Here is a 12,358-nt window from a genome sequence, read left to right on the forward strand (position 1 = left end):
GCGGAAATTGATTTTCGCCTCTACGATATAGAAATACTCTATATCATCAAGGGAATGTGTGATCGTGGATAAAATTCTTCGGCAGTTTATCGAAGTGGCTATGTTCAAAAATGTGAGTCATGCTGCAAACAAATTATGTCTTAGCCAACCCACGCTGACGCATAACATGAAGAAATTGGAGGAAAATCTTGGCGTTCCTTTGCTAGAGCGCACCTCGACCGGCGTCAAAACCACCGAGTATGGCGATCTGCTGCTTGAGCAGGCGCAAATGATGCAGAGGATTTACGACAACACCCTGGCCAAGTTGGCCATTATCAAGGCGCGCCAGGTGCAGAGTCTGCGCATGGGTACCGGCCACGCCTGGTGGCACATGTTTATGCGCGACAGCTTCAACAGCTACCGGGCGCTGCATCCCACCGTGAATATTCATATCGATCAGGGTAACCACCTCAGGCTGATGGACCTGCTGCTCGGCGGCGACATTGACTTGTTTATCGGCCATGAAATTCAGGGGCTTAATGCCAAGGCGGGGATCAGCTTCCTGCCGCTGTTTGGGGTCTCCGACAGCCTGTTTGTGCGCCGTGGGCATCCGCTGTGCAGCCGGGTGATCGAAAATTTTGATCTACAGGACTATCCTTGCGTAGAACTAACCCCGGATGAGGGGCGTTTTCAGCATATGGTTGAAGATATGCAGCCAAAGAGGCTGGCGCGTAACCGGATGCATCTGCAAGAAAGGGTTATCTGGTCGACCAACTCGATGATGGCCGCCGTGGACATGATCAACGAGTCTGATGCGGTGATGCTAAGTTATCCAAGCTGTATGGCAAGCTACTTTGCCCGATACAACATCGTGGCGCTGCAAACCACGCAGCAAAGCCCGCGCTACAACGTAGGCATCTATTTAATGCGCGAAAAAGCGGATGCCGCGCATGTGGTACAGATACAGGAGCTGATGTACCGACATATTGAGCAGATCCGCCATTTGTTGGTTTAATGCATAGACTTTATCTATGCACTCTCTCATCGCAGTCTTTGGGCTATCAGCACCATAAGCGCCTTCGATTCTGCTCATGGAGTTAACGATGGGTTTAGGTCCCGCCTCTACACAAAATTCAACCGCAAGTCGTCGCGGTTTTATTCTCGGCTCCCTGAGTTTGCTGCTCTGCGCGCCCTTTATGGGTAGCCGACTGTCCTTTGCCGCCGCCCCCTTTTCACCCTTGCGCCAACTGGCGAAAGATAAAGGCATTGCCTTTGGTTTCGCGGTAGACCCGAAAAAGCTCGACGCCGATGCGACTTACCGTGACGTCGTCGCCCGTCAGGCGGACATTCTGGTCCCGGAAAACGCCCTGAAATGGCAGACCGTTCACCCGGAACCCGAGCGCTACGATTTCAGTCAGGCCGATACCCTCGCCGCCTTTGCCCAGGTCCATCAGCAACGCCTGCGCGGCCACACTTTCTGCTGGCATCGCGCACTGCCCGACTGGGTCTACAAAACCGTGACGCCGACTAACGCCGAGAGCGTGCTGAACGCACACATCACCACCGTTGCCGCCCATTATCGCGGCCGAATGGCCTCGTGGGACGTCGTCAACGAGGCCATTCAGTTGGAAGATGGCCAACCCGGCGGGCTGCGCAATGCCTTTTGGTATCAGATGCTTGGCCCGCGCTATCTCGACGTTGCCTTTCATGCCGCCCATAAGGCTGACCCCGGTGCCGTATTGTGCTACAACGACTACGGGCTGGAAAAAGACACTCACTATGGAGAAAGCAGACGTGCCGCGGTTCTGACTCTGTTACAGGGCCTGATAAAACGCGGCGTGCCGATTCATGGGCTTGGCATCCAGTCGCACTTACGCCTCGGCGACACCTTTGGGCCGGAGCTTGCGCGGTTCATCCTCGCGGTACGTGCACTGGGGTTGGCGGTTTATGTCACCGAGCTGGACGTCGATGACAGCCAGTTTAACGGTTCGATGCAAGCCCGTGACGATGCGGTCGCGGCGACCTATAAACGCTATCTCGAGGCGGTTCTCGCCACACGCGCCGTCTCCACCGTCATTACCTGGGGCGTTTGGGACAGCCCCCATATTGCCGGTGCCGTTCAGGACCATGGACGACCGGCCCAACGGCCGCTGGTGTTTGGTCCTCAGGGCGAAATCAAGCCCGCGAGTTGGGTCGTCGAGCATGTTTTTGAAGGCGCACAGCCGCCGCGTCTTTAGCCGAGACGTATCGACACCTCAACGTCATCGCCGAACGGAACCGACAGATAACCGTTCGCCGCCGAACGCACATAGGCCAGATATTCGGCGTTGTAGCTAGCATCGTCAGCGACGATGATGGCCCCCACCCTCAGGCGACTCTCGAGCAAATCCAGGATGTCATCGTAAAGCGCCTTCGCGCCGTCGAGCACCAGCAGATCTATCTTCTCCGGCAGAGAGACCGCCAGAGTTTTCAGCGCGTCACCTTCACGGACTTCAACCAGGTCCGCCACGCCGCCCTCGACAAAGTGTGCACGAGCGCGCTGTACCTTGGACGGCTCAAACTCACTGGTAATCAGTTTTCCGCCGCCGTTATCACGCAGCGCCGCGGCCATGTGCAGAGTCGACAGACCGAATGAAGTGCCGAATTCTACGATGTTTTGCGCATTCGAAGTACGCGCCAGCATGTACAGCAGCGCACCGGTGTCACGCGAAACGGGCAACCACAGGTCTTTTAAACGTCCATACAGACTGAGGTACTCGGTCTTACTGTGCATCAGTCGGTCACGCTCTTTGGCAGAGACTGAGGTCAGCACTGTGCTGGTCACGCTGTCCGCTTCAGCAAACAGGCGGTCGAGCAAGGGAGCTAGGGGGGACGTTGTTAAGGTAGTCATGGTTATCCTCTTGGGGTTGAGCACCTGTGAGTCACAGGCTAAAATGTGATGAATCATTCATATTTATAATGTGATGAATTCATCACATTTTCTAATCGCATTCAGTCCAGGGTTCAGATATCACCATGACGCATCGCCCCATCCCGCGTGTTTCCTCGCGAAAACAGCCACAGCAGGCGCGCTCTACTGAGCTGGTCGCCGCCATTCTTGAAGCCGCTGTTCGCGTTTTAGCGAAGGAAGGCGCAACCCGTTTTACCACCGCACGCGTGGCAGAAACGGCGGGCGTCAGCATTGGTTCGCTCTATCAGTATTTCCCCAATAAGTCAGCAATACTGTTTCGATTACAGAGCGACGAATGGCGGCAAACCACCGAGATGCTCTGCCATATCCTGCAAAATCACGCGAAAACGCCCACCGAACGACTGCGTAAGCTGGTGCATGTTTTCATTCGTTCAGAGTGTGAGGAAGCCGAGATACGGGCGGCGCTCAGCGATACGGCACCGCTTTACCGCGATGCGCCCGAGGCGCGGGAGGCAAAAGCCACGGGAGAGAGGATTTTTAATGAGTTCATGCAAGAAGCGCTGCCGACGGTGCCCGCCGAGAGTCGGCAGCGGGTCAGCGACCTGATTGCCACCACGCTGAGTCGCGTTGGCAAGTCATTTTCCTCTACCCCACGCAGCGATAACGAAATCGAACTCTATGCCGAGGCTATGGCTGATATGTTTTGCGCCTATTTGAAACATGCGCAACATCGTTGAGACGCGGCAAATATGTTACCTTGAGCAATCATTTTCAATTTTGCGGCACGGAGTAACCCTCTTTTGATTAGCATTCCCCCAGGCCATCGGCATAACTTGCTGTTAGCGTTATGTTGTTTGCCTGCCATTATCATTATTATTGCCGTCGGTTTTTATTTGAACAAACAGGCTCCTGCGATGCTTATTGCCAGCGGCGCGCTTTCATTGGCGTTTGGGGCCAATAAGACCTGGCGAGATTCCTCTTTCGTCGTGTTATTTACCACCGCGCTGGGGCTAATGGCTGCGTCGTTTCTGGGCAGCCTGGCAGGTAATTTCCCGCTGCTTTATTTAGCGGGCGCGCTGCTGGCAACCGGGCTATATATTGTTATTTTGGATATTAACGCCAATCTGGGCTGGATATTTTTGCAATCTGCAATCGCCTTTATGGTCTCAGGGTTTTTCCCGGGGAAACTCGAGGCGGCAACTACCCGCGCCACGCTATTAGGCTGCGGCTGTATTCTACAGATATTCAGTCTGGGACTGTTCTTTAGCGGGCTGCGTTTTAATTTCCGTGAAGTGACCTCCCTGAGAAAAATTAAATTCTACGAAGGCGTAAAGCAGCTAAATCAGCAATATATTCATCTCCGGTGGTCAATATTTTTCGGGGTGATCGCCATGTGCTTAACCATTACCCTTGACCATCATTTCAATATTCAGCACAGCTATTGGGCCGAAATGACGCTGTTAATCTGCCTGCGCAGCGATTATCACGAATCTCTGCTGCGCGTGCCGGCACGCATCATTGGCACACTGGTGGGCGTATTGGCGGCGGGTACGTTAAGCACCTATCTGCACGACGATTTGCTGATAATCCTGGCGTTCTTTCTGTCGGCAGGTATCGCTATTTTTATGTCGTATTCTCTCACCTCGAAAACCTACGCCTTTTTTGCGTTCTTTATTACCATGATGATCATCTTCATGCTGTCAGGCATTGGTCTGGTACAGGGGAATATCGGCGTACAGCGGTTGGAAGCGACGACGCTGGGAGGGATTTTTGCCTTACTGACGGTGTTTATGACCCGGCTGGTGACCTATATTCACATCAAAAAGCCTGAGCCTTCGGTCTGATAACGCGCTTTATCAACCGGTTAGCATCAGTCAAAAAGGATACGCGCAATCTCTGGCGTATCCTTTTTAATGTCGTTAAATGCTTAGCGCTTAACTCTGTTCCAGCAGCGTGACTAGCCTCTCGCGAAGCAATGTCCCGCGCCATCCGCTCACCAACTCCGGTTCATGTTCCTTGGTCTTCAGCTGCCAATGCCAGTTCAGCAACTGGTTTATCTGGCGACGTGACGCCAGCAGCTCTACGCTGAGCCCCGTTTCTTCACTTACCGTCTGAATCAGTGCCTTGATGTCCTTGAAGACTTTCTTGTAGCCAGGCTGGTCTATCAGGTTAGCGATCGGTGCGGGCAGTGCCGACTCGTCCAGCGTTTCGGCTTCAGCGACGAGCGCCAGCAGCGTGCGGCCGTGATAGCGAATCTCAGGACCGCTCAGGCCGAGCGCTTCAAGCTCACCCAGAGAATGCGGCTGATAGCGCGCAACCTGCCACAGGTTCTCTTCACGCACCACAAAGTTGACCGCCAAATCACGCTGACGCGCCTGATTCAGACGCCACTCGGCCAGTTTCTGCAAACACGCCAACTGACGTGGACGCAGCTGCCAGGCGTTGCCGATTTCGAGGTAAGCCCGTTCCGGCTGTAGCACTTCCTGACGGCGGCGGCAGAGCGAGACACACTCGTCCAGTGCCGCGTCTATCCAGCCCGCATTAATGGTTTCCTGCTCGAGCTGACGTGCCAGCGGCAGCAGATAGAACACGTCGGCAGCGGCGTAATCACACTGCTTCTGGGTCAAAGGTCTGGCCATCCAGTCGGTACGCGACTCGCTCTTGTCGAGTTCCACGCCCGTTGTCTCGGCAACCAGACGCGCAAAACCGCAGGAGAGCGGACGCCCGCTAAAGGCCGCGAGGATCTGGCTGTCAATGAAAGGCACCGGCAGCACGCCAAAGGCATTCAGGAAGACCTCGAGATCTTCGCTGCCCGCGTGCAGAAACTTGACCACATTGGGATGGATCAATAAGTCGATAAATGGCTGCCAGGCAGTAATAGGTAAGGGATCAATCAGCGTTAAGGTTTCACCATCAAAGAGCTGGATCAGGCCCAACTGCGGATAGTAAGTACGGGTTCTGACAAATTCGGTATCCAACGCAATCTGGCTAAACTGTTGCGCCTGCTGACAAACCTTTGCCAGATCTTCATTGCTAACGATCAACTGATAATTCAAAGCTTTTTCTCTTTTCGCTGTTAAAAACCGGATCGGCCTGCATCCTGCCGCCGGGCATTAGAAAACAAAGACTACTGCTTCGCGTTACGCGCATTATAACGTGAAAACGCCGGACTTAATCCGGCGTTGAATGAAGGAGGCCTTCAGTTGATGAAAAATACAGCATCATTGGTTCAGGCTGCGTTCTGCCGGTCGGGCGCGTTGGCCTTTACGGCCTCGTCACGCAGCTCCCTGCGCAAGATTTTACCGACGTTCGATTTCGGTAGCTCATCACGGAACTCGACAATCTTAGGCACTTTATAGCCGGTAAGATTGCGACGGCAGTGATCGAGTATTTCTTCTGCCGTTAAAGAAGCATCGCGCTTAACCACGCAGATTTTGACCTTCTCGCCGGTAGACTGACTCGGTACGCCTATGGCTGCGACCTCAAGCACTTTCGCATGCTGCGAGACGACTTCTTCAATTTCATTAGGATAAACGTTAAAACCTGACACCAGGATCATATCTTTCTTACGATCGACGATGTGCAAGAATCCCTGCTCGTCCACTGTAGCGATATCTCCGGTCGAGAGCCAGCCGTCTTTTAACACTTCATCGGTTGCATCAGGACGTTGCCAGTAGCCCAGCATGACCTGCGGACCTTTCACCAGCAGCTCTCCGGCCTCGCCCTCGGCTACATCGTGTCCGTTTTCATCGACTAAACGAATGTCGGTCGATGGCACCGGTAAACCGATGCTGCCGCTGTAATGTTTGAGGTCGTAAGGGTTGCCGGTCACCAGCGGTGAACATTCGGTCAGGCCATAGCCCTCGAGGAGATGCAGCCCGGTGAGCGCCTCCCAACGTTCCGCAACGGATTTTTGTACCGCCGCGCCGCCGCCTACGGAAAGACGCAGGTTGGAGAAATCGAGTTTTTTGAAGTCTTCATTGTTGAGCATCGCGTTGAACAAGGTATTTACGCCGCTCAACGCCGTGAACGGATAACGTGAAAGTTCTTTCACCAGGCCAGGAATGTCGCGCGGATTGGTAATAAGCAGACTGCTGCCACCCAGCTCGATAAAGAACATGCAGTTAATGGTCAGCGCAAAAATATGATAAAGCGGCAGCGCGGTGACCACCAGCTCCTGCCCCAGACGCAGCAAAGGCCCATAGGACGCTTTGGCCTGCTCGAGGTTGGCCTGCATATTGCGGTGGGTGAGCATTGCGCCCTTGGCGACGCCGGTGGTCCCCCCGGTATATTGCAGGAAGGCAATGTCATCGTTAACGACGTTGGGTTTCACATACTTCATGTGCCGTCCCTGATGCATTACCGTGCGAAACGATACCGCGTTCGGCAAATGATATTTCGGTACCAGGCGCTTGATGTATTTCACCACGAAGTTGACCAGAGTGCCCTTCGCAGCGGAAAGCTCATCGCCCATGCGAGTCAAGATAACGTGCTTAACCTGCGTATTGTGTACGACCTTTTCCAGGGTATGGGCGAAGTTTGAGACGATGACAATGGCCGAGGCACCGCTGTCGGTAAGCTGGTGTTCAAGCTCTCGTGGGGTATAGAGGGGATTAACGTTGACGACCACCATACCGGCGCGCAGCACGCCAAATAGCGCGATGGGATACTGCAACAGGTTAGGCATCATCAGCGCCACGCGATCCCCTTTCTTCAGCCCAAGCTCGTTCTGCAAATAAGCAGCGAATGCGCGGCTGCGTTCTTCAAGCTTGCGGAACGACATCACCTCACCCATGTTGATAAACGCCGGATTGTCTGCGTAACGCAGTGCCGCGTTCTCAAACATCTCAACCAACGAGCTGTAGCGGTTCGGATCGATGTTTTCTGGAACATCCGCCGGGTAACGTTTTAGCCAGACCTTTTCCAAGGTTACACTCCTGATATCATTATCTCACGCGCTCTCAATAACGCACTTTTACCACACCCTTAACAATATTTTAACTCATCTTACCAGCTAAGCTTTAAACAATGTTTAGGTTGAGAGGCAGGTCACTAATTTCACTCACTAACCTCTACGGCACAATAAAAACGCCATCGAACCAAAATCTATAAAGTCTGATAAATCATTTATTTATTGAAGTATAGCGGCTAAATTCTTTTGATGCCATGACAGACGCCCTGGCAAAAATTCATTATCAGGCATGCCAACATAATAACCTTGAGAAACAAAATTTCATTGCCACTGGATATAAACCCTTACGAATAACGTATTAACGGCCTTAACTCACTCGGCGCACTCATAATTAATCCGTGAAAATGAAACAAATAAAAGGCGGCCAAATGCCGCCAAAGAGAAACAGCTCTATATTTAATTATATTATTAGGTATGTTTATATCATACCAATCAATAAAGACGGTTAGCATTTACTAGAAAGCGTAACAAAAATAAATTAGTGATTTACCATACCAAACGGCGTATAGGTTCCGCTTTCAATATAGGTTAACCAGGTCTGGAGATTCTCAATCATTATTTTGGCCGTAGAGATATCAAGCGTCACGATGATATCTTTCGCCGAGGGCAGTTTTTCCCCTTCATCAAGACGATATTCGAAGTGCAGTCCCAGGAAAAAGTCCGTTGCGTTTTGAGTATCTTCCGGCGAAACACTTACCGTACTCCATGAGACAGGCAGCATCATATGTTTGAATGTATTTTTATTCATTTTCACGTTCCTGTGAGAGAGGATGAGGGCCTGTATTATTCCAGACATTAGCAGGCGCAGGTTTATTATTGCAGAAAACAGGAAATAAACGCGAAACGAAAGTGAGAAGTTAATTAAAGCTTGATGAAGGTCAATATTAACGAGTGCATAACCTACGGAGCCAGGCTGCCGTAGGTTAATGCTTCGCCTACTTTCTCGCAGGCGGAGGGGGGAGCATAGGCACCGCATGTGACGGATGATTCTGCACGGGTGGTGAGGCGTGCGGCGGTGGCGCCCCACGTGGAGGCGGCGCGCCGTGCGGCGGCGGGTTATTCCGTAACGACGGTCTCGACTCTGGCCGGGCCCGGGTCAAATCCCCATGCCGGGCCGAAGCCTCGCCCCCAACGTGGATCATAGGGGCCTCCATATCCCCAACCCCATGGTCCCATAGGCTGTGGCGGCATCACCACTTCCTGCACCTCGCGCCAGCGTTTGAAACTGTTCACGCTGACAGTAACAAAACGATAAGGCGTTTGGCCGATGCTGCCGTTTTCAGCGCCGGTGATCGGCCCCACCACGGTTATTAGCTGATTTTTGAAATCAACCGGGTCGAGGAAGCCGTTGTAATAGGCCGCAAGGCGTCCAATAGAAGGTTCACCCAGAATTGGCGAAGCGCTTGAGTCTAACGGCATCGCAGCTATCTCGAGACGCGTGCGGCTGCCTTCATTGGTCACCGAGACGACACGTCCACCAAATCGCGCTTCCTGACCGACATAAATCTGCGGTGCGCCCTGAACCGCCACCAGGTTCATCTGCGGTGTTGCCGTCGTGCCGCGGATAGCGGTCGGCACCGTGACGCATCCTGACAGCAACAGCACGCTTAACCCCACCGCCAAGGCCACACTTTTCTTACTTGTGAATATCTTACGCATGGTAAACACCCCTGGGTACATTATCTATTTCGACAACTTTTTCTTTCACAAGTTGCCGTTTTTATCGGCCAGGCAGCTTCTTCCAGGTTACCTCATTACGTAAGTAAGTCGGTTCCGCTTCTGCGGCATTGACTCTCACCCCACGCTCCCACGCGGCAATGGCAAGAGGTAACATATCTTCGGCCTGTGGCAGCAGCATATTACCGTCCACAAGTTCAACGGCTGTTGAACTTAGCAGTTGAGGATAGGTTTGCCAGCCGGTACCCACCGTGAACCAACGGCCCTGAATCGCGGCTTCGCGCTCTGCCAGCTGTTCAGGCTTCAGCACGGCCTCGCTGGCCTCCCCTTCCCACACGCCCTCGGATTGACGGGTGAACTGCCCCCAGTAAACCTCACCCATGCGGGCGTCAATCGCCGCGAGAACGCGTTCTGCCCCCGTCTGACGGTAGGCACCCTGTGCCATAGTCTGTAGCGTAGAAATAGGCAGCAGCGGCAGATCGGCACCAAAGGCCAGACCCTGAGCGATACCAATACCGATACGCACGCCGGTGAAGCTGCCAGGACCACGACCAAAGGCCAGCGCATCGAGCTGATTGAGCGTGAGGCCGGCCTCTGACAGAATTTGCTGAACCATAGGAAGAATACGTTGGGTATGCTCGCGGGCGCAGAGTTCAAAATAAGCCAGCTTCTCGCCGTTTGCGGCCGACGTTGCCGTGTTATATAGCGCAACGGAACAGGCTTCGGTTGCCGTATCAATTGCTAAAATTCGCGTGGACATGCCAAACCTCAGGCGGGGAATAAAAAATAGAAACAGTTTGCGGATAATAACATAGTTGGCGTTGCTATCGAAAAGAGTCGTTACGCTGAATAGCGGCCTGCTTCGCCAATACGGCGATGCAGGCTGAAATGTTAACTTTTCTGCAAGAACGCCATCGCTTCACTGATGGAACGCGTACGCGGCGTTGGCGGCAGACTGTTGAGAAACACTTCGCCGTAAGGTCGCATGACCAGTCGGTTGTCGCAAATGACCATTACGCCTCGATCATCGGTATCGCGGATAAGCCGCCCCACTCCCTGCTTGAGCGTGATGACCGCATCAGGCAGTTGCACCTCGTTGAAGGGATCACCGCCGCGCAGGCGGCAGTCTTCAATCCGCGCTTTGAGCAGCGGATCGTCTGGTGAGGTAAACGGCAGCTTGTCGATGATAACCAATGACAGCGTTTCACCGCGTACGTCTACTCCTTCCCAGAAGCTGCTGGTCGCCACCAAGAGCGCATTGCCCGCCTCGACAAACTGCGCCAGCAGCTGACCTTTGCTGGTCTCACCCTGGACCAGCACCGGCAGCGTCATGCTGGCACGAAATTCTTCAGCCAGCTCGCGCATCATCTGGTGTGAGGTACAGAGGAAGAAGCAGCGCCCCTGGTTAGCCTCGATAAGCGGGCGCAGCATCCGAGCCAGCTGGCGCGAACCGCCGCGCTCGTTGGGTGAAGGCAGATAGCGTGGCACGCAGAGCAGCGCCTGATTGGCGTAGTCGAACGGACTCGCCAGCAGCAGCGTTTGCGCGCCGTCCAGCCCTAGCCGCTGGGTAAAGTGCTCGAGCTTTTCGTTAACCGACAGCGTGGCCGAGGTAAAGACCCATGCCCCAGGTTTATCGTCCATCAATTCACGAAACTTATCGGTCACCGACAGCGGCGTCAGTGCCAACACGAAATGACGTGAGTTACACTCATACCAATAGCTGTAGCCTGGAACGCTCACCTCTTTTAAGCGCTTCAGGCGGTTGCGGTACAGCGTGGCGCGCTCGAAGGCGGCATCAAGCAGCGCCGAACGCCCCAGTGAAAGCTTCATAACGTCGTAGCAAAGCTCGAGAGCGTCGTCGAGCAGCAGCAGCGCGCGCTGGATGTTGGTGTCGGCCAATACGTCGCGCAAATTGCCGCGAAAACCGGGTTCGCCAAGCGCCAGACGAAAATCCTGCGCACTCTGGCTCAGGCGGTCAGCGCTTTTTTGCAGCTGCGCTGAATCACGCACCTCGGTGCGATAGGCGATGGTGATATCTTTCGACAGATCGAGCAATTGGCGGCTCGAAAGCTGCTGCCCAAAATATTGGCTAGCAATGTCGGGGATTTGGTGCGCTTCGTCGAAAATCATGACATCGGCGGTCGGAATAAGCTCGCCGAAGCCGCTCTCCTTGACCACCATATCGGCCATGAAGAGGTGATGGTTGACTACCACCACGTCTGCGTCCATCGCCTTACGGCGCGCCTTGACCACAAAGCACTCTTTGTACATCGGACAATCACTGCCGAGACAGTTGTCATTGGTGCTGGTTACCAGCGGCCAAACGTAGCTGTCTTCAGCGACGACGTTGCAGGTGCTAATATCACCCTCTTCGGTTTTGGCCGACCAGCTGCGCAGATGCGCGAGGTCACTGAGCGACTGGCTGGCCAGTTCACCGCCCGCCATCGATTGTTGATCGAGGCGTTCGAGGCACAGGTAGTTGGAGCGCCCTTTCAGCAGCGCCAGCTTGCCTTTGAATTTTAGCGCGTTGGCTACCTTGGGCAGGTCACGGGAATAGAGCTGGTCCTGTAACGCCTTGGAGCCGGTTGAGATAATGACTTTTTTGCCAGAGCGTAACGCCGGGGCCAGATAAGCATAGGTTTTACCGGTTCCGGTTCCGGCTTCTACCACCAATCCCTGCTTATTTTTAATTGCCAGAGCCACCGCATTCGCCATCAGACGCTGGGGTTCACGGGGTTTGAAGCCCTCAATTTTTTGCGCCAGTGCGCCGTCTGTTGCGAAATCGTCTATCACGCTAAACCCACATTAATTGAATCAGC

General features: G+C 53.8%; 11 protein-coding genes. 4 read left to right on the top strand and 7 right to left on the bottom strand.

Translation table 11 applies throughout. The annotated features are described in order from the left end of the window. Positions 1–58 precede the first annotated feature (58 nt). The gene (locus tag BS640_RS17625) at positions 59–994 is read left to right on the top strand and encodes a LysR family transcriptional regulator (RefSeq protein WP_017492872.1); all 936 of its coding nucleotides are present in this window, start codon (positions 59–61) and stop codon (positions 992–994) included. Between the two features lie 88 nt (positions 995–1,082). Further along, positions 1,083–2,216, top strand: a complete 1,134-nt coding sequence (locus tag BS640_RS17630; RefSeq protein WP_084913012.1) for an endo-1,4-beta-xylanase — start codon at positions 1,083–1,085, stop codon at positions 2,214–2,216. Here the strand turns inward: BS640_RS17630 and BS640_RS17635 are convergent. Next, positions 2,213–2,869 carry an O-methyltransferase gene (locus BS640_RS17635; protein ID WP_084913013.1) on the bottom strand — a complete coding sequence of 219 codons (657 nt, stop codon included), beginning with the start codon at positions 2,867–2,869 and terminating at the stop codon, positions 2,213–2,215. The two genes, BS640_RS17630 and BS640_RS17635, sit on opposite strands and share 4 nt — an antisense overlap. Before the next feature lie 125 nt (positions 2,870–2,994). Between BS640_RS17635 and BS640_RS17640 the strand changes: the two genes are divergently transcribed. Together BS640_RS17640 and BS640_RS17645 are read left to right on the top strand one after the other, a co-directional pair. Continuing rightward, a complete protein-coding gene (locus BS640_RS17640) occupies positions 2,995–3,627 on the top strand; it encodes a TetR/AcrR family transcriptional regulator (RefSeq protein WP_084913014.1) in 633 nt (210 codons plus the stop codon). 177 nt (positions 3,628–3,804) lie between these two features. After that, positions 3,805–4,734: an FUSC family protein gene (locus BS640_RS17645; protein ID WP_225741470.1), complete on the top strand. Its 930-nt coding sequence runs from the start codon at positions 3,805–3,807 to the stop codon at positions 4,732–4,734. Between the two features lie 90 nt (positions 4,735–4,824). Here the strand turns inward: BS640_RS17645 and rnd are convergent, their stop codons facing one another. The 6 genes from rnd to BS640_RS17675 form a co-directional block, all read right to left on the bottom strand. Continuing rightward, a complete protein-coding gene (gene rnd / locus BS640_RS17650; protein ID WP_017492867.1) occupies positions 4,825–5,946 on the bottom strand; it encodes a ribonuclease D in 1,122 nt (373 codons plus the stop codon). Positions 5,947–6,119: 173 nt separating this feature from the next. Then, positions 6,120–7,817 carry a long-chain-fatty-acid--CoA ligase FadD gene (fadD, locus tag BS640_RS17655; RefSeq protein WP_017492866.1) on the bottom strand — a complete coding sequence of 566 codons (1,698 nt, stop codon included), beginning with the start codon at positions 7,815–7,817 and terminating at the stop codon, positions 6,120–6,122. 523 nt (positions 7,818–8,340) lie between these two features. Continuing rightward, entirely contained in the window at positions 8,341–8,610 is a 270-nt protein-coding gene (locus BS640_RS17660) for a hypothetical protein (protein WP_017492865.1), read from the bottom strand. A 308-nt stretch (positions 8,611–8,918) separates the two neighbouring features. After that, on the bottom strand, positions 8,919–9,521 hold the full coding sequence (locus BS640_RS17665) for a Slp family lipoprotein (protein WP_084913016.1): 603 nt from the start codon (positions 9,519–9,521) through the stop codon (positions 8,919–8,921). Between the two features lie 61 nt (positions 9,522–9,582). Further along, the gene (tsaB, locus tag BS640_RS17670; protein ID WP_017491110.1) at positions 9,583–10,299 is read right to left on the bottom strand and encodes a tRNA (adenosine(37)-N6)-threonylcarbamoyltransferase complex dimerization subunit type 1 TsaB; all 717 of its coding nucleotides are present in this window, start codon (positions 10,297–10,299) and stop codon (positions 9,583–9,585) included. 131 nt (positions 10,300–10,430) lie between these two features. Then, the gene (locus BS640_RS17675) at positions 10,431–12,332 is read right to left on the bottom strand and encodes a DNA repair helicase YoaA (RefSeq protein ID WP_017491109.1); all 1,902 of its coding nucleotides are present in this window, start codon (positions 12,330–12,332) and stop codon (positions 10,431–10,433) included. Positions 12,333–12,358: the final 26 nt, after the last annotated feature.

It is taken from the genome of Rouxiella badensis (assembly GCF_002093665.1).
In the GTDB taxonomy this organism is placed as follows: domain Bacteria; phylum Pseudomonadota; class Gammaproteobacteria; order Enterobacterales; family Enterobacteriaceae; genus Rouxiella; species Rouxiella badensis.